This is a genomic window from Burkholderia sp. NRF60-BP8 (genome assembly GCF_001522585.2).
Taxonomy (GTDB): domain Bacteria; phylum Pseudomonadota; class Gammaproteobacteria; order Burkholderiales; family Burkholderiaceae; genus Burkholderia.
Genome location: NZ_CP013372.1, coordinates 1,530,420 through 1,548,423, shown reverse-complemented (window position 1 = coordinate 1,548,423; position 18,004 = coordinate 1,530,420). Strand labels below are relative to the sequence as shown.

General features: G+C 69.9%; 16 protein-coding genes. 8 read left to right on the top strand and 8 right to left on the bottom strand.

Going from position 1 to position 18,004, the window contains the following annotated elements; all coding sequences use genetic code 11:
• Positions 1 to 54 precede the first annotated feature (54 nt).
• From WS54_RS07185 to WS54_RS07170, 3 genes are all read right to left on the bottom strand, one after another.
• Positions 55 to 711: a VC0807 family protein gene (locus WS54_RS07185; protein WP_059784977.1), complete on the bottom strand. Its 657-nt coding sequence runs from the start codon at positions 709 to 711 to the stop codon at positions 55 to 57.
• Between the two features lie 295 nt (positions 712 to 1,006).
• Positions 1,007 to 2,071, bottom strand: a complete 1,065-nt coding sequence (locus WS54_RS07180) for a 2,3-butanediol dehydrogenase (RefSeq protein ID WP_059783341.1) — start codon at positions 2,069 to 2,071, stop codon at positions 1,007 to 1,009.
• A gap of 357 nt (positions 2,072 to 2,428) precedes the next feature.
• Positions 2,429 to 3,169 carry a GNAT family N-acetyltransferase gene (locus WS54_RS07170; protein ID WP_059783343.1) on the bottom strand — a complete coding sequence of 247 codons (741 nt, stop codon included), beginning with the start codon at positions 3,167 to 3,169 and terminating at the stop codon, positions 2,429 to 2,431.
• 207 nt (positions 3,170 to 3,376) lie between these two features.
• Here WS54_RS07170 and WS54_RS07165 point away from each other — a divergent pair, with 207 nt between their 5' ends.
• Complete coding sequence (locus WS54_RS07165) at positions 3,377 to 4,588, top strand: MFS transporter (RefSeq protein ID WP_059784985.1); 1,212 nt, start codon at positions 3,377 to 3,379, stop codon at positions 4,586 to 4,588.
• Between the two features lie 44 nt (positions 4,589 to 4,632).
• Positions 4,633 to 5,121 carry a DUF3331 domain-containing protein gene (locus tag WS54_RS07160; RefSeq protein ID WP_059783345.1) on the top strand — a complete coding sequence of 163 codons (489 nt, stop codon included), beginning with the start codon at positions 4,633 to 4,635 and terminating at the stop codon, positions 5,119 to 5,121.
• Between the two features lie 23 nt (positions 5,122 to 5,144).
• On the opposite strand, the gene WS54_RS07155 is transcribed toward WS54_RS07160, so the two are convergent.
• Positions 5,145 to 6,347: a GNAT family N-acetyltransferase gene (locus WS54_RS07155; protein WP_059783347.1), complete on the bottom strand. Its 1,203-nt coding sequence runs from the start codon at positions 6,345 to 6,347 to the stop codon at positions 5,145 to 5,147.
• A gap of 174 nt (positions 6,348 to 6,521) precedes the next feature.
• On the opposite strand from WS54_RS07155, the gene pdxR reads away from it, so the two are divergent.
• The 6 genes from pdxR to WS54_RS07125 all read left to right on the top strand — a co-directional run bounded on the left by pdxR (position 6,522) and on the right by WS54_RS07125 (position 14,331).
• Positions 6,522 to 8,000: a MocR-like pyridoxine biosynthesis transcription factor PdxR gene (gene pdxR / locus WS54_RS07150; protein WP_059783349.1), complete on the top strand. Its 1,479-nt coding sequence runs from the start codon at positions 6,522 to 6,524 to the stop codon at positions 7,998 to 8,000.
• 489 nt (positions 8,001 to 8,489) lie between these two features.
• Positions 8,490 to 9,329 (top strand): CPBP family intramembrane glutamic endopeptidase, encoded by an 840-nt coding sequence (locus WS54_RS07145; protein ID WP_059783351.1) that lies wholly within the window; start codon positions 8,490 to 8,492, stop codon positions 9,327 to 9,329.
• 50 nt (positions 9,330 to 9,379) lie between these two features.
• Positions 9,380 to 10,291 (top strand): hypothetical protein, encoded by a 912-nt coding sequence (locus WS54_RS07140; RefSeq protein ID WP_059783353.1) that lies wholly within the window; start codon positions 9,380 to 9,382, stop codon positions 10,289 to 10,291.
• Between the two features lie 353 nt (positions 10,292 to 10,644).
• Entirely contained in the window at positions 10,645 to 12,225 is a 1,581-nt protein-coding gene (locus tag WS54_RS07135) for a trypsin-like peptidase domain-containing protein (protein WP_059783356.1), read from the top strand.
• Between the two features lie 228 nt (positions 12,226 to 12,453).
• Positions 12,454 to 13,665 carry an MFS transporter gene (locus tag WS54_RS07130; RefSeq protein WP_059783358.1) on the top strand — a complete coding sequence of 404 codons (1,212 nt, stop codon included), beginning with the start codon at positions 12,454 to 12,456 and terminating at the stop codon, positions 13,663 to 13,665.
• Between the two features lie 126 nt (positions 13,666 to 13,791).
• Positions 13,792 to 14,331 carry a DUF4303 domain-containing protein gene (locus tag WS54_RS07125; protein ID WP_059784987.1) on the top strand — a complete coding sequence of 180 codons (540 nt, stop codon included), beginning with the start codon at positions 13,792 to 13,794 and terminating at the stop codon, positions 14,329 to 14,331.
• 56 nt (positions 14,332 to 14,387) lie between these two features.
• Here the strand turns inward: WS54_RS07125 and WS54_RS07120 are convergent, their stop codons facing one another.
• The 4 genes from WS54_RS07120 to WS54_RS07105 form a co-directional block, all read right to left on the bottom strand.
• Positions 14,388 to 15,086 carry a fumarylacetoacetate hydrolase family protein gene (locus WS54_RS07120; RefSeq protein ID WP_034204722.1) on the bottom strand — a complete coding sequence of 233 codons (699 nt, stop codon included), beginning with the start codon at positions 15,084 to 15,086 and terminating at the stop codon, positions 14,388 to 14,390.
• Between the two features lie 118 nt (positions 15,087 to 15,204).
• Entirely contained in the window at positions 15,205 to 16,146 is a 942-nt protein-coding gene (locus WS54_RS07115; protein ID WP_059783360.1) for a helix-turn-helix transcriptional regulator, read from the bottom strand.
• A gap of 80 nt (positions 16,147 to 16,226) precedes the next feature.
• Positions 16,227 to 16,826 (bottom strand): uracil-DNA glycosylase family protein, encoded by a 600-nt coding sequence (locus WS54_RS07110; RefSeq protein WP_059783362.1) that lies wholly within the window; start codon positions 16,824 to 16,826, stop codon positions 16,227 to 16,229.
• Between the two features lie 121 nt (positions 16,827 to 16,947).
• The gene (locus WS54_RS07105; RefSeq protein ID WP_059783365.1) at positions 16,948 to 18,000 is read right to left on the bottom strand and encodes a CmpA/NrtA family ABC transporter substrate-binding protein; all 1,053 of its coding nucleotides are present in this window, start codon (positions 17,998 to 18,000) and stop codon (positions 16,948 to 16,950) included.
• Positions 18,001 to 18,004 lie beyond the last annotated feature (4 nt).

Genomic DNA, 18,004 nt, shown 5'->3' with positions numbered 1-18,004 from the left:
CGCATCATACAGCAGGTGCGGTGACACGCCGCCGCACGGCCGGGCAGCCGTGCGTCAGCGGCCGGCGGTTTCGGTGATGCCGCCGCGGCCCGGGATGTCGACGCTGTTGCGCACGCGCATCCGCCGCCGGTACCAGAACGTCCACAGCAGCAGGCAGCCGAACACCGTGTAGCCCATGACCGGCGACACGACCAGCACGCGCTCGACCGGCCAACTGACGACCATCCACCAGCGCAGCAGCATCTCGAGCGTCATGATGGCGCCCCACACGAACGTCATCAGCCGCAGCATCTGCCGCAGGCCCGGCTGCGCGTCCCAGACGGCTTCGAAGTGCGCGGCGCCGCCGTCCATCTCGCGGGCCACGGTCGCGCGGGCCAGATAGAAGATCAGCGGGCGTTCGCGGAACAGCGACAGCAGGAACACGACGCCGATCGTGCCCGAACCGATCGATTCGCGCATCAGCAACGTGCGCGGACTGCCGCCGAACGCCATCCCGACGATCGACAGCGTGATGCCGAGCAGCACGATGGCCGCCACCGCGTCGACGCGGCGCGAACGGATGAATTCGACGATCGACCAGACGATCGGCGGCACCGCCGACGCGTACAGCGCGCCGGTTTCGCCGAAATACGGATGCGCGACCCGATAGGCCACCCAGGGCAGCACGAGGTTGACGAAGAGTTCGAGAATCAGGCCGGCTCGCGGTTTCACGGTGCGCCATTCCACGCAGGTCGGGGCGAACGCGCGAAACGCGTGGTTGCCCCCGGTTGCCCCGAAAAGGGTTCGGCCCAGTATATCGAAGAATCGCGCCGGGTTAGGGATGGCGAATGTTTCGGCATCACGCATCCGGATGGAACGGTACATGGCGGCCGCTTCGGACGATGGCGATAGCGGGAAGGGCGGTGCCGCGCAGGCGCGCCGCCCCCGCACGTGCGACGCCCGGCGGCGGGGCGGGCGGGCAGCCTGCGCTGCGCGGCCGCCATCGATGCCGCGGCCGCGCGAGCGGTCAGGAGACGGCCGGACGGACGATGATCTTCACGTTGCGGTCCTTGTGGTTGACCAGTTCCTCGAAGCCGTGCGCGACGATGTCGCCGAGCGCGATGCGCCCGGTGATGAGCGGCTGCACGTCGATGCGGCCGTCCGCGATGAAGCGGATCACGTCCGCGAATTCGCCGTTGTACGCGAGCGAGCCGATCACTTCCTTCTCGGTCGACACGATGTCGAAGAAGTTGAACGGCGCCGGTTCCTCGAAGATGCCGACCATCACCGACTTGCCGGCCTTGCGGATCACGTCGATCGCGAGCTTCGCGGTGGCCGTGTGCCCGATGCACTCGAACGACACGTCGGCGCCGTAGCCGCCCGTCAGCGCCCTGACTTCGGCGATCGCGTCGGACGCCTTCGGATCGACGACGACGCTCGCGCCGACCTCGAGCGCCTTCTGCTTGCGCGCGGCCGACATCTCCAGCGCGATCACGCGCCCGGCGCCCGCGGCCTTCGCGCACATGATCGTGCACAGGCCGATCGTGCCCGCGCCGACCACGACGACGGTCTGCCCGACGATGTTGCCGGCCTTCTTCACCGCATGCAGCCCGACCGCGAGCGGTTCGATCAGCGCGCCGGCCTCGGTCGGGAAATCGTCGGGCAGCTTGTACAGCAGTTCGGCCGGCACGTTCACGTATTCGGCGAACGCGCCGTTGTTCATCAGCCCGGTGAACGCGAGGTTCTCGCAGATGTTGTACAGCCCGTGCCGGCAATACCAGCAGGTGCCGCAATGCTGGCACGCGTCGGCCGTCACGCGGTCGCCGACCGCGAAGCCCGACACGTCCGCGCCGAGTTCGGCGATCTCGCCGCTGAACTCGTGACCGAGGATGCATTGACCCTTCAGGCCGGTCAGCGGATGCGGCGCGTCGACCGGGATGAACACCGGCCCGGCGACGTATTCGTGCAGATCGGAGCCGCAGATGCCGCACCAGTGCACGCGGATCGTGACCCAGCCTGCGGGCGGGTGCTCCGGAACGGGAACCGCTTCGACGCGGATGTCGTGGCGGCCATGCCAGACGGCGGCCTTCATGCTGGGGGAAGTGATCGGTGCAGATGTATTCACGTTGCTGTCTCCGTCGGGTTGTCGTCGGGCGCGCGGCAACGCTGCCGGTGTGCCCGTCGCGCGATTGCGCGATCGACCGGTATGCAGGAACGGGGCCAGCGTGAATCGGGGCGGCACGGGGCGGTCGAAAGGGGACGCTGGATGCGTTGCACCATGTCGCTCGGTGCCGACCGGCCGGGATTCGGAAGGAAGGGCGCGTCGGATTTGCTGCGATCGCGCAACATCGGATCCGCTGAGACGCCGGGACGTTCGTCTCAGCGCGATGAGACGAAGCGCGAGACGAACGGTGGCGAACGGCGATGGACGATGCGGTGCGATTCGCGGTCAGGCGACGACTTCGTCCACGGCGACGGTCGCGAGCGGCGTGAATCCGGCGGCGCGGTATAGCGGCTGGCCGGCTTCGGTCGATATGAGCCACACGCGGTGCGCGCCCCGGCGCCGTGCGTGGGCGGCGATCGCGGCGAGCAGTTGCGTCGCGAGGCCACGGCGGCGGTATGAGTCCGCCGTCGCGACGCGATCGACGACGATATCGCGCGGCGACGCGAAGCCGTAGCGCGCGGTGGCCGCGATCTGCCCGTCGAGCCGGTGCGCGAACAGGAACGCGGCCGGATTCGGCTGGAACGGCGGGAAGGCGCCGCTGGCGTTGAACGCGTCGATCGCGTCCGGCGTGTCGCAGGCGAGCGCTTGCGCGAGCGCGTCGTCGCCCGCCAGCCCGGCGATATCGGCGGCCATGAAGTGCTCGTCGGTCAGCCGGCGCGTCCTGCCGTGCAGCGCGGACGGCAGCGGCGCGGCGCCATAGCGCGTGATCCACGCACCGACGACGAACGGGCCGGCGCCGGACCCGGGCGCCCCCTCGATCATGAAATGCTCGAAAGGCCGGCCCATCGCGTCGTCGAACTGCACGACGTGGCCGTCCGGGCCGTCGTGCAGCGGCGCATCGCGCCGGTCGCGCGCGGCGCAGTACCCGGCGATGAACGTGCGCACGGCGGCCTTGCGGCGGGGGAAGGCGGACCAGGCTTCGTCGAGCGGGAACAGCGTGGCCGGTGCAGGGGAGGCGGTCGGCATTCGGACGGGCATTGTCGGAGCGAAGCCGACAGCTTAGCCGAGGATGCCGTCGCTTGCTGTGCCAGCCATTGTCGCCCTCACCGAAACGAATCGTTGCGCACGTTACCCCTTTACTTGAAGTTAACTTCAATTTGTATCATGGGCGCCGGTCCGATTGCGGCCGTGCGAGACATCCCGTCGCACGCGGCCGCCTCAACGGAGGTGACGATGACCGAATCGCCTGTCGCGGCCGAGGCCGCCACGCTGCCGTCGCGCAGCTACCGGGCCGCCGTCGCGAACGTCGTGCTGGCGAGCATCGTGTCGGCGCTGCACGTCGGCAAGGCGACGATCGCATTGCCGTCGCTGCAGCACGAGTTCGGCGGCTCGCTCGCGTCGCTGAGCGGGATCATGTCGGTGTTTCCGTTCGTCGGCGTGTTCGGCGGGATCGCCGCCGGGGTGCTGGTGCGGCGCTGGGGCGACCGGCGACTGCTGGTGACGGGCCTCGTCATCCTCGGCCTGTCGAGCATCGTCGGCGCATGGGCGGGCAGCTTCGCGCTGCTGCTGGCCACGCGCTTCGCGGAAGGGCTCGGGTTCGTGATCGTGGTGGTTGCTGCGCCGGCCGTGCTGAACCGCGTGACGCCGCCCGAGCGGCGCAATCTCGCGTTCGGCCTGTGGAGCACCTTCATGCCGGCCGGCATGGCGCTGTCGATGCTGGTCGGGCCGCTGCTCGGCGGCTGGCGCAACGGCTGGCTCGCGGCCGCGGCGCTGACGCTCGTCGCCGCCGCCGCGGTGCCGGTCACGACGTCGGCCGACGCACCGGCGCGGCAGGCCGCGGCGACGCGCATCGGGCCCGCGCTGCGCACCGTGCTCGCGGCGCGCTCGACCACGCTCCTCGCACTCGGTTTCGCGACCTACAACGTGCAGTTTTTCGCGGCGATGACGTTCCTGCCGGTGTTCCTGATGCAGCGTCTCGGCGTTGCCGTCGGCGCGGCCGGGCTGATCAGTGCGGCGATCGTCGCTGCATGCGTGATCGGCAACCTGACGGCCGGCTGGTTGCTGTCGCGCGGGGCGCGACCGGGGCTCGTGATGGCCGCGACGTCGGTCGCGATCGGCGCGGCGGGGGCGGGCCTCTTCAGCGCGGCGACGCCCGCACCGCTCGCGGTCGCGCTCGGGTTCGCGTTCTCGGCGATGGCCGGGATGCTGCCCGCGACGATTCTCGCGTGCGCGCCGGGTTCCGCGCCGTCGCCGTCGCTGGCGCCGCTCAGCATCGGCTGGGTCGTGCAGGGCAACTATCTCGGCCAGGTGATCGGGCCGCTGACGATCGGCGCGATCGTCGGTGCATTCGGCTGGTCGGGCGGCGTCGGGTTGATGCTCGCGGCCGCCGTCGTCGGCGCGGCGATCGGCCTGTGCCTGCTGCGCGAACCGATGGGCCGGCGCTGAGTGCGGCGCCGGCGTCTTTCAACCTGCACGGAAATCCGTCAAGCATGCTCGACATCATGGAAAGCCCGACCTGCGAAGAAGACCTGTCGTGCGACGTGTCCGCGTCCGCGCTCGGCGAAGACGATCCGATGCCGTCGCGCGGCGGCGTGCTCGCGCATTCGCTCGCGACGATCGGGCGTGCGCCGATTCCGGAGCACGCGACGGCCGCGGTGTCGCCGTTGCGCCCGCAACTGTTCGTCACGGTGCTGGAGGCCGGTCACGACGGGCTGCTGGTGCGATGGGTCGAGAGCGGCCGGTGTCATTACGGCGAACAACGCTGGCGCTTGCGCGTCGCGTTGCAGCCCGGTCGCTGCGCGCTCTCGGGGCAGCCGATCTCGCCCGGCGAACCGGTGTTCCGGCCGGTACGGCGGCCCGTGCCGGCCAATGGCGACGAGATGATCTGCCCGGCTGCGGTGCTGGGCATGGCCGGTGCGGCGCACGACGACGTGCCGGAGGACTGCGACGCCCGCGATCCGGCCGATGTTCATGGCTGAACATCGGCCGTCCGGGGGCGACGTTACTTCTTCAGATCGTGCCGGTACTGAATGAAACCGGCGTTGTTCGCGAGCTTGTCGTACAGCGCGCGTGCGGTCGTGTTGGTTTCGTGCGTGAGCCAGTAGACGCGGCTCGCGCCGGCTTCGCGGGCGCGTTCGTACACGGCCTCGATCAGTGCGCCGCCCGCGCCTTGCCCGCGCGCGTCGGGCGCCGTGTACAGGTCCTGCAGGTAGCAGTACGGCCCTTCGGTCCAGCACGAGCGGTGGTAGATCGCGTGCACGATCCCGACCAGCGCCCCCGACGCGTCGAACGCACCGAGCACGAACATCGGCTCGGCCGGATCCATCAGGCGTGCCCACGTCGTCGCGAACACCGCATCGCTCAGCGCGGTGTCGTAGAACTTCTGGTAACCCTGCCACAGCGGACGCCACGCGGCTTCGTCGGCGGCGACGAGCGGGCGCACCGCGACGCGCGTGGCATCGTTCGCGCGGCCGGCGGCGTCGCGCGCGCGGGCCTGCGCGTGGCGGATCGCGGCGAGCGACTGGCGCTGTTCGCCTTGCGCGTCGAAGTTCTCCGGCGCGAGCCACGCGTCGAACGCGGCGCGGACATCCGGCCATTCGCCGTCGATGATCGAGAACCACGCGGTGTCGCGATTGCGGCCGCGGTAGACGATCGCCTGCCGGAACGTGCCTTCGTAGCGGAACCCGAGCCGCGCGGCCGCCTTGCGCGACGGCGCGTTCAGGTCGTCGCACTTCCATTCGTAGCGCCGGTAGCCGAGCGTGTCGAACGCATACTTCATCAGCAGGAACTGCGCTTCGGTCGACACCGGCGTGCGCTTGAGCAGCGGCGAGAACGTGACGGAACCGACCTCGATCACGCCGTTGGCCGGATCGATGCGCATCAGCGCGAGCGTGCCGACCGCGCGGCCCGTGGCGCTGTCGATCACCGTGTAGTGCAGTGGATCGGCGCTTGCCTGCGCGCCGCGCGCGTAATCGCGGTAGCTGGACTCGTCGGCGTACGGGCCGTGCGCCAGATAGGTCCAGTCGCTGCCGTCGGGCGCCTGGGCGTAGGCGGCGTACAGGTCGGCCGCGTGGCGCTCGGCGTCGAGCGGTTCGAGCCGGCAGTAGCGGCCTTCGAGCGCGATGCGCTCGGGGCGCGGACGCGCGGACCAGTCGGGAACGGGTTGGCCGATGGGCTGCTGGAAAGCGTTGGTGAGCGTGGGCAAGGTCGATCTCGCTTCGGTTGGCGGCCGGCGACATGCCGGCATGCAGACGATCGTAGTCCCGGCGAGGTACCATGAGAAGCGCCAGCGAACGGCAAATTTATGGTGCCACGATCGGTGGCCGTCAGCCGTACGCCGCTCACCGTACGTTCGACCTTTTCACGCTGCGATGTTCCGATGACGACTGCCTTTCCTTCCGGCGGCGCGCCGTTGCTGCCGCTCGATGCGCCGCTGGCGCGCACGCCCGGCGCACCTTCGCTGCAGCGCCAGTTGCTGCGTCGCGTGCGCGACGCGATTCTCGGCGGCGCGATGCCGGCCGGCACGCGGCTGCCCGGCACGCGCGCGCTGGCCGAAACGCTCGGCGTGTCGCGCAATACGACGGCCGCCGTGTACGAGCAGCTCGTCGCGGAAGGCTTCCTGCAGTCGGACCGTCGCGGCACGCGGGTCGTCGGGCTGTCGCGGCCGGCACCGCCGCGCCGGCGTGCCGCGCCGCCGACCGTCGCGCAGCGGCTCGGCCGGATTCGCGCGAGCCTCGTCAGCGCCGGCGAATCGGAGGGCTTCCGGCCGGGCGTGCCGGCGCTGTCGCATTTCCCGGTGGACGCGTGGCGGCACGCGATCGATCGCGCGTTACGCCGCGCCGGCCGCGACCTGCTGGCGTACGGCGATCCGCTCGGCGAGCCCGCGTTGCGCGAATCGATCGCGCGCCATCTGGCCGTCACGCGCGGCGTACGCTGCGATCCCGAGCAGATCGTGATCACGGAGGGCGCGCAGGGGGCGATCGCGCTGTGCGCGCAGTTGCTGACGAATCCGGGCGATACGGTATGGGTCGAGGAGCCCGGCTATCGCGGCGCGCGCACCGCGATGCAGGCGGCCGACCTCGACGTCGTGCCGATGCCGGTCGACGCGGAAGGGCTGCGCGCGGAACCGGACGACTGGCACGAGCGACCGCCGCGCCTCGTCTACACGACGCCGTCGAACCAGTTCCCGACCGGCGCCGTGCTGTCGATCTCGCGCCGGCTCGCGCTGATCGATGCGGCGCGCCGCCATCGCGCGTGGATCATCGAGGACGACTACGACAGCGAATTCCGTCACACCGGCGAGCCGATCGGCGCGATGCATGGGCTCGCGCCCGATTCGCCGGTCGTCTATCTCGGCTCGTTCAGCAAGACGATGTTTCCGGCGCTGCGGATCGGTTTTCTCGTGCTGCCCGACGCGTTGCTGGCCGCCGTGCGGCCGGCGCTGCCGGAGATGCTGCGCGGCGGGACGCGCCACGTGCAACTCGCGCTGGCCGATTTCATCGAGACGGGCGAGTACGGTCGGCATCTCGGGCGGATGCGCAGGTTGTATCGCGACCGGCGGCGTTTGCTGCTCGCCGCGCTCGACGGCAGCCTGAGCGTGCCGCACCAGGTCGAGGGCGGCCCGTGCGGGCTGCATCTGGCGCTGCGGCTGCCGGCGCGTTATCGCGATCGCGCGATCGTCGAGGCGGCGCGCGCGCATGGCATCGGCCCGTTTCCGCTGTCGGGTTTCGCGATCGATGCGGCGCGGGCCCGCAACGGGCTCGTGCTCGGTTTCGGCAATACGTCGGCCGATGCGTTCGAGCCGATGTTGCGGATGGTGTCGACGATCGCGGAGCAGGTGGCCGCGGGTGACGCGTGACGGTATGGATGCGCGATTCCGAGTTCCCGCCACTCGATCGTGATTACCGCCGCGCGGCGCTTACGGGATGGTCTCCGTGACGATCGACAAGGAATTCGCCGCGCGTTACTGGTGCGTCAGGTAATCGGTGCTTTCAAAATATTGAAACGCCGGGCAGGCCGAAAATCGCTAAATATTTTAAAAGATCGGCCGATATCTCGATATTAACGACGGCTGATTGCGCAGTCCGATTCGCGCGTTTTGTCTTTTCGATCGTAAAGAATGGTCAACGGCGCTTGCCACGATTCGTGCCATGAGCGACGATCCCTCTCCGTAACAAACGGTTACTTTCCGGCGATGACTCGATGTGGCGGACAAAGACCGGGCAGGCCGCAATGAGTCACGTTCGTCGTGTGCTCCGATAAATAACAATGCCGATCGGACGAGATCGGCTGCAGGCATCCGGGCGCGATTACCGCGTATGCCGCCTGCGAAATCGTATCAATCCAGATGAAATCCGATTCAAGCTCTTATTGCTTCCCGAATCTGCTCGAAGCGTTTTTTATCGTCGTCGTGCTGAACATGGTCGAGTATCTGATGAACTCGATCATCTGGTCGGCCGGCCGCAGCGCCGGGCTGCAGACGATGGCAATCGCCAGCATCGGGCGGGTGCTCGCGAATGGCCTCGTATTTACGGTGCTGCTTCATCACGGCAAATTGACCTACCGCAGCTTGCTGCACGACAGCGTCGATTCCTGGCGAACGACGATCGGGCGATTTTTCGTGCCCATCGTGCTGATGACACCGGCTTTGCTCGTGACGATGAGCGTGCTCGAAGTCGGCGTCGGGCAGTTTTTCCCGTGGACCGGAACCCGAGACGACGCCCGCGAGGTTTATGTGAATGGCGGGCTCGGCCTGATCGTATTGACCTGCGCGATTGCGCCGCTACTCGAAGAGATGCTGTTTCGCGGCGTGATGCTGCGCAGTTTCTTGCGACAGTATCCGGAGGGAACGGCTATCGCGCATTCGGCCGCGGTATTCGGTCTTGCGCATTTGAACGTGTATCAGTTCGCGCTCGCATTCGGACTCGGTTTGCTGATCGGCAAGCTGTATGCGGCCACTCGATCGCTGCTGCCGGGGATATTGATTCATGCCTGCTACAACACGGCCGTGGTGATCGTCGCGCTGAAATCGCCGTTCGTCCTCACTGGGGAGAGCCTGCTGGAAATCTGGCCGACGTCCTGGTGGTTCGGCGCGCTCGTGCTGGGCGGCGTCGGTGCAGGGTGGCTGGTCAAGGCGGTGGATGAGCAGCGAATGGTGTCGGCGAGTACGGCAAACGACAACGCGTGAAACAAGCGCGCACGGCGATGGGCTTCTACAACGAGAAAACGAGGTGAAGGATGCGGGGCAAGCAAATCTTTCTGGTGGGGCTGGCAAGTACGGTGCTGATGCTGACGGCATGTGGCGGCGGCGATGACGGTGGCGGCGCCAAGACCGGAAGCAGCGCGTCGAACGACGATACGACGGGAACGCCGACGGCCACGTCGCCCGCCGCGCCGGCGCCAGCGCCGGGCGCGTCGACCCAGCCTGCGGTCCAGACGGCTTGCCGACCGAACGGCAACTTCAGCTATTCGGGGGCTGCGTCGCCGGTCGCGGCGAGCAACGGCCAACTGGCGGTGCTCGTCGTGCCGAATTTGCCGAGCGATTACGCGAAGAACCGCAACATGACGGCGGCCAACGTGCCGGCGACGAGCCTGGTTCAGCAGGGTAGCGGCGCATTTACGACGCTTGCGTCGTCGGCGGCGGCGACCGACTGCCTCGGGCTCGACCATGGGGCCGTGACCGACATCCAGGGCGTCGGCACCGATGTGGCGATCGGCCGGTGGAATCGCGCGATGGACACCGACGGCAATACGTATACCGATACGCAAGGCGTGCACTACGCGGTCGGCACGCCGTTGTCGTTGCCCGCCACGGGCGGCCCGCTTTCGTGTACCCAGGTGATGGCCGATACGGTGGCGAGCAACAACGGCGACACGAGCGGTGCGCTCGTTTCGAGTTCGGCCACGCTGGATCCGGTCACGCGCATGCTGACCACACTGAACCTGTCGATCAAGCTGGACAGCGCGCAATACGGGCTGACGTATACGCAGGTGCCGTTGAACGGCGTGCTGAATACCACCGGCCCCGCGACGATTCAATCGATCGTGGTCGGACACGACGCGGCCCAGCCGCTGGTGGCCGTCGGTTACACGGTTGCGTTGCCGAACACGCAAGGCGTCGGCGGCGTGGCGGTGTTGTCGTGCCACTGACCGGAACCGGTGCCGGCTCGTCGATGGACGGGGGCCGATGACGAACCGTTTGCGGTGTGCGGGCCACCTGTCCGTGATGCGCGACGGGTGGCACGCCCGGCCGCAGACTGCGACGATGACACTGGCACTGACGCCCGCACCGATGCGTGGTGGATGTTCGGATTGACGAACCGCGCGCTTTGTTCGAAACGAACGCCGTCGCGGTTCCGCCGCTTGGGTACCTCCCGGCATACGGGTTTCGATTCGTATGTTCCACCCGGCGCGTAGGCTATAAATGGTTGGGTGTGCCGGTGTTTGTCGGGCGCCTGCGCGTCTCGCGCAGGGGGGCCGCGACTGCCCGGGGGAGGTGCACCGTGGTTTGCCAGACGCTTGCTCGCGCCGTGCTTCGCACCGCGTTGATCGGGGGCGTGTTTGCCGGAGTCCTGCCGCCGCCCGCCGCCATCGCCGACACCCTCGCGCCGCCCGCCGCACCGCCGGCGATGAAGGCACGGCCGCCCGCCGCGTCCTATGCGATGCCGGTCGACTTCCCGGCGATCGTCGAGCGCTACGGCCCGGCGGTCGTGACCGTCCTGGCCGCCACCCCCGATCCGCAGACCGGCGGCCCGGCCTTCGCCATCCTCGATCCCGACGATCCGCTCGCCGCGTTCTTCCGCCATGGCGCACCGCCGCCCGCGCAGGGGCCGCAGGCGCCGGCGCCCGATACCGCGCCGCGTACGGTGTCCGGCAGCGGCTCGGGCTTCATCGTCAGCGCCGACGGCCTGATCGTCACGTCCGCCCATGTGGTCGACGAGGCGACCGACGTGACCGTGCGGCTCGTCGACCGCCGCGAATTCAAGGCGACGGTGCTGGCCGTCGATCCGCAAAGCGATGTGGCCATGCTGCGCGTCGACGCGCGGAAGCTGCCGTTCGTGCGCCTCGGCGATTCGTCGAAAGTCCGCGCGGGCGAACCGGTGATGACGATCGGCGCGCCGGACGGGTCGGGCAACACGGTCACCGCCGGCATCGTCAGCGCGACGTCGCGCCGGCTGCCGGACGGCAGCGCATTCCCGTTCTTCGAGACCGACATCGCGCCGAACCCGGACAACTCGGGCGGCCCCGTGTTCAATCGCGCGGGCGACGTGATCGGTATCGCGGTGCAGGTCTATACGGGCGCCGACCGCTACGCGAGCACGACCTTCGCGATCCCGATCGCATTCGCGGCGAAGGTGCGCGCCCAGTTGCGCGCGCAACGGCAGGCGCAGATGCAGGCGCAGCAGCCTCAGGCGCCGGGCGCACCGTCCGCCAATGCGTTCGGCGTCGACGTGCAGGACGTGGGCGTCGGTCTGGCCGCGGCGTTCGGGCTGCCGCGTCCGGCGGGCGCGCTCGTCAACGGCGTCGAGCCCGGCTCGCCGGCCGCCGCGGCCGGCCTGAAGCCCGGCGACGTGATCGTGAAGATGGGCGATACGGCCATCGGTCGCTCGGCCGAACTGAACGACCTGGCCGCCGCGCTGCCGCCCGGCGGGAAGGCGCCGCTGCGCGTGATCCGCAACCGTGCGCCGATGACGCTGACGATCACCGGCGCCGACGACGTGGGCGGCGGCGCGGCGGCGACGGTCGGCATGGTCGCGCCGAAGGCCGCCGCGCGACCGGGGCCGGGTACCGGCGGCGCTGGCGACAGCGGTGACCACGGCGATCGTCTCGGCCTGACGATGCACGCGTTGAGCGACGACGAGCGCCGTTCGACGGGGCTCGCGGTCGGGATGATGGTGGACGCGGTGCATGGCCCGGCCGCGCGCGCAGGCATCCAGCCGGGCGACGTCGTGCTGGAGCTCAACGACACGCTGCTCGAGACGCCGGACGACGTGCAGACGCTCGAAGCGAGCGGCGGCAGCGTGATCGCCGTGCTGATCCAGCGCAACAACGCGCGGAAGTTCGTCTCGGTGCGCACACGTTAGGACGTTGACGCGGGCGCCGTCGCCCGCCTAACATCGTCCGGTATCGCTGGCGGTCCGCCACGCATTCGGGAGCCATTCGGCATGAAAACCGCGTACTTCATCGTAGTAATCCACAGGCGCAAGGTCCGGTAGCGGCACCGCGCCGGCATCCATGCGCCCCCGACTCGTTCGGGGGCTTTTTTTTGTGTTGCGCGCGGCCATGCGGCCCGTGCGCGGGAGGGCATCCGCTTGGCATCGAACCTGTCGACCGCTTCCGACCCGGCGTCGCCGCGGCATGCGACGTTGATCCTGCTGTGCGCGTTGTCGGTGCTGCCGCTGAGCCTGTTCCTGCCGTCGCTGCCGGCGATCGTGCGCGACCTGCATACCGACTATGCGGTCGTCGCGCTGTCGCTCGGCGGGTATGCGGCGGTGGCCGCGTCGCTCGAATGCGTGACGGGGCCGCTGTCCGACCGGTTCGGGCGGCGCCCGGTCGTGCTGACGAGCGTTGCGATATTCGCGCTCGGTTCGCTCGGTTGCGCGATGGCGACCGATATCCGCGTGTTTCTCGGCTGCCGGCTGATGCAGGCGGCGATCACGTCGGTTTATCCGGTGTCGATGGCGGCGATCCGCGATGCCGGTGGCGGCGCGCGCGCGGCGAGCCGGATCGGCTATGCGGCGATGGCCGCCGCGTTCGCGCCGATGCTCGGCCCGACGCTTGGCGGCGCGCTCGACCAGACGGTCGGCTGGCGCGCAAGCTTCTGGCTGCTGGCCGCAGTCGGCATCGCGCTGTTCGGCTGGTGCGCGCTCGATCTCGTCGAAACCCATACGAATCGGTCGTCGAGCTTCGGGCAGCAGTTTCGCGCGTATCCGGCGCTGCTGCGTGCGCGCCGTTTCTGGGCCTATGCGCTGTGCATGGCGTTTTCGACGGGCGCGTTCCATGCGTTTCTGGCCGGCGCGCCGCTCGCCGCGAAAACGCGGTTCGGCATCGCGCCGGCGGAGATCGGCTTCTACATGGGGACGATCACGGCCGGGTTCGTGTGCGGCAGCTTCGTGGCCGCGCGGGTCGCGCGCCGCCATGCGCCGGCCACGACGATCCTGTGCGGGCGGATCGTGGCGTGTGCGGGCCCGCTGATCGGCCTCGTGCTCGTGTTCGGCGGCGCGACGCACGCGCTTGCGTGGTTCGGGCCGTGCGTGCTGGTCGGCATCGGCAATGGACTGAGCAATCCCGCCGCCCATGCGGGCGCGGTGTCGGTGCGGCCGGAACTGGCGGGCAGCGCGTCGGGGCTGGCCGGCGCGATGACGATCGGCGGCGGCGCCGCGCTGTCGTCGCTGACGGGCGCGCTGTTGACCTCCGCCAATGCGGGCTACCTGCCGCTCGCGACGATGCTGCTGTCGGCGACGGTCGCGCTGGCGGCCGCCGTGTGCGTGCGGGCGTTCGACGCGCAGGACGCCGGGCGGTGAGCGCGGGTGCGCCCCGGTACCGGCGCGCGGCCGAATGACGGACAATCCGCCGCATGCCGGGAGACGATGCACGATCCGCGCGCTACGTGTCCCGACGAGCACGAAGGGCGACTGGACGAGGATGCGATGAGCGACTTTTCTGATTTCCAGCGAGACATTGCCGATGCCGCGAGGGCGACCTTCAGGGCGCTGCGGGCGTTGCACCCGGACGAGCATTTCTACGTGTTTGCGTTGTACACCGACAGCGGCGCGATGACGGTCGCGCCGGCAGCCAATTCGCTCGAAGGGCTGCGCCGGATCTGCGCGCGGCAGGCGGTGGCGGACGACGATCCGCGGTTCGTGTGGGGCGTTTCCGAATGGGCGTACGCGGCGGCCGAGGCGTCGCCGTTCAACGCGATCTGCGGCAGGCTGGCCGACGAAGTGCTGAGCCCGCAGTTCGTCCGGTCGCGATTCGCCGAATTTTCGCGGCAACTGCACGCCGACATGATCGAGGCGTTACGTTTGCTCGATCGCGACGGCGTATTCGGCACGGGCGACGACCGGGCGGCCGTCACGCTGTTCGTGTCGATCGGCGACGACGACGCAGCCGAGGCGCTGGAAAACGCTTCGGCGAAAGCGCTGAATCCGCCGGCCGTCGCCGACGCGTTCCTGCGTCGCTACGACTGACCGGCATCGAGGTATCGCGGGGCGGCCCGGGCAGGCAGCCGCCCCCGCAAACGCCGTCAAGGCTTCGCGCCGACCACGAATTCGAACGTCGCGATGCCGTCGACGCCGCCCGTCACGCGGTCGCCCGGCTGCAGCGCGCCGACGCCGGCCGGCGTGCCGGTGAAGATCAGGTCGCCGGCCTTCAGCTCGACCGAGCGCGACACGTACGCGATGACGTCGGGCACGGCCCAGATCATGTCGGCGAGGTCGCCTTGCTGGCGCGTGTCGCCGTTGACCGCGAGCCAGATGCGGCCGGCGGCCGGATGGCCGGTGGCCGTCGCCGCGCGCAGTGCGGTCACGGGGCCCGATGCATCGAATCCCTTTGCCCAGTCCCACGGGCGGCTCAGCTTCTTCGCTTCGGCCTGCAGGTCGCGGCGCGTGAGATCGACGCCGACGCCGTAGCCCCACACGTGCGACAGTGCGTCGGCCGGGTCGATCGAGCGGCCGTCCTTGCCGATCGCGACGACCAGCTCGATTTCGTGATGGAGATCGTTCGTCAGCGGCGGATAGGCGACCGTGCCGCTGGCCGGGACGATCGCGTCGGCCGGCTTCGTGAAGAAGAACGGCGGCTCGCGGTCGGGGTCGGCGCCCATTTCACGGGCGTGGTCGGCGTAATTGCGGCCGACGCAGAATACGCGGCGTACCGGAAAGCGCGCGGACGACTGGTCGACTTCGACTGAAGGACGCTCGGCGGCGTCGATGACATAGGCGGACATCGGATGGCCCTCGTTCGGTAGGAAGACGGATGGCCGGCGCACCGCGCCGGCATGCGTGCAACGATACCCGACGCGCGTGCGCCCGGATGCGACGCAACTGCGTTTTACCGGGACAAAACTACGCGTCGGCGGCGGCCGGCGGATCGTCGCCGTCGGGCAACGCGGCGTTCGCGTCGCGATAGGCCTTCGGCGAGACGCCGACCCGCGCGCGGAAGCGCCGCGCGAAATACCCTTCGTCGCGGAAGCCGACCGAGCGCGCGATGTCCGCGATGCGCCGGCTGGTATGGGCCAACAGCGACTGCGCCAGCGCGATGCGGCGCTCGGTCACGAGATCGGTGAAGGTGCTGCCGGTTTCCTTGCGGACCAGGTGCGCGAGGTAGTTCGGCGAGAGGAACGCGGCTTCGGCGGTCGCGGCGAGCGTCAGGTCCTCGCGGGTCAGGTTCGCACGCACGTGGCGCAGCACGCGGGCCAGCGCGTCGCGCCGGCCGGCGCGCTGGGCGCCGCGCTGCGCGAGTTTGTCGAGCGCGCCCGCGTACTGCGTGCAGACGAGCCCGATCAGTTGCAGCAGGTAGCCGCGCAGCAACGTGGTCGAGCCGAAGGTGCGCACGCGATCGGCGTCGAGCATGCACAGCGCGAGGCGGCGCGCTTCGTCGTACGTGTCGCCGGTCAGGATGAAATCGAGGTGCTCCTGGAAGCGGAACGGCGTCAGCTCGGGGAAGCGGTGCGCGGGCACGTCCTCGAGGTCGAGCGGATCGACGTCGAGATCGGCGCGCAGGAACGCCTGGCTGAAGTTGATCACGATGAAGTGCGCGCCTTCCGGATGCGGAATCAGGTGCTCGCGGTGCGGCAGCACGAACGCGAGCGCGCCGCGCGGAAACGGCCGCGTGACGCCGCCGATGCGCTGCTCGGTGTCGCCGCCGAGGTTGAACTGGATTTGGAAATACGCGTGCCGGTGCGGCTCGGTGATCGCCTGACGCGACGCCTGGTCGCGGATGTAGAAATCGAGCCGGTCGCTGCGTTCGGGCATCCCGTACAGGCGCGGCGGGGCGGTGGAGGGCATGAAGGATTCTGCTGTTCGTGACGCGGATGAGCCGCGATGGTACAGCGAACCGGGCGCGACGGGGACGGGCGTTTGCGCGGTCAGCCCGCCACGAGCGGCGCGATCCGGCGCCGCAGCTCGGGCACGACCTCGGCGTCGAACCACGGATGGTGCTTGAACCATGCCTGGTTGCGCGGCGACGGATGCGGCAGCGGCAGGATCGCGGGGCCGTAGTCGCGCCACGCGTGGACGGTGTCGGTCAGCGTCGCCTTGCGCGTGCCGCGCAGGAAATGCCGCTGCGCGTACTGGCCGATCAGCAGCGTGAGCCGGATCGACGGCAGTTCGGCCACCAGCCGATCGATCCACAATTGCGCGCATTCGGGGCGCGGCGGGTTGTCGCCGCTCGCGCCGCGGCCCGGGTAGCAGAAGCCCATCGGCACGATCGCGAAGCGCGTCTCGTCGTAGAACGCGTCGGGCTCGACGCCGAGCCAGTCGCGCAGCCGCTTGCCGCTCGCGTCGTCCCACGGGATGCCGCTCGCATGCACGCGTGCGCCCGGCGCCTGCCCGACGATCAGGATGCGTGCGTCGCGATGGGCGCGCACGACCGGGCGCGGGCCGAGCGGCAGGTCGTTTTCGCATGCACGGCACGCGCGGATTTCGGTGAGCAGCACGTCGAGCGGCGCGCGCGTTCGTTTCGGCATCGGTTCGGAGCGGGGACGGAGTGGCGAGGCGCTGTCGTACGAGCGACACGAGCGGCACGCGCGGGCAGCGGCCGGGCGCCCTGGCCCGGCAGCGCACGCCGGCTGCACCGCGCGGCGCGCGTCACGCCTGCGACAGGCCCGCCGCGCCGCCTTCGGCGACCGCAGCATCATACAACGCGGTCTGCGCGATCGCCGCGGCGATGCCGGCGTCGTCGTGCACGCCGTCGAGCATGCCCCAGCGCCGGTATTGCGACAGGAACCACCGGCCCTCGCGCGGATCGGGCCGGTTCACCGCGCCGCCGTCGTGGAAGCGGATCGGCAGCGGCGGCGTGGCGAACGGCCCCGCGCCGTAGTCGCCGAGCAGGCGCGGCGCGATCAGCCGGGCCGGCACGCCGAGCGCGTCGGGCGACGCGAGCCAGTCGGCCGCCTCGCGGCGGTGCGCGGCGCTGTCGAGCCATGCGCATGCATCGACGAGCGTGCGGATCAGCGCGCGGGCGCTGGCCGGATACAGCGCGACGAAATCGCGCCGGGTCGCGAGCACCTTCTCCGGATGATCGGGCCAGATCTCGCTCGTGACGGCGACGGTCCGGCCCGCGCCGCATGCTTCGGCGACCGCATGCCACGGTTCGCCCGCGCAGAACCCGTCGAGCTCGCCGCCCGCGAGCGCGGCGACCATCTCGGGCGGCGGAATCACGACGCTGCGCACGTCGCGCAGCGGATCGACGCCGTGCGACGCGAGCCACGCGTTCAGCCACATCGCGTGCGTGCCGGTCGGGAAGGTCTGCGCGAGCAGCGGCTTGCGGCCGAGCGTCGCGAAGGCGGCGCGCACGCTGCCGGTTTGGCGGTACGCGTCGGCGAGGCCGCGCGACAACGTGATCGCCTGGCCGTTGCGGTTCAGCACCATCAGCGCGGCCATGTCGGCCTGCGGGCCGCCGATGCCGAGCTGCAGCCCGCAGACGAGCCCGTACAGCGCATGCGCGGCGTCGAGCTCGCCGCTGAGCAGCTTGTCGCGCACGGCCGCCCACGACGGCTGGCGGCTCGGTTCGAGCGTGAGGCCGTGGCGCGCGCCGAGGTTCAGGCGCTGCGCGACGATCAGCGGGGCCGCGTCGCTGAGCGCGACGAAGCCGAGGCGAAGATGCGCGCGTTCCGGCGCGGCGGGAGGAGATGTATTCATTGCA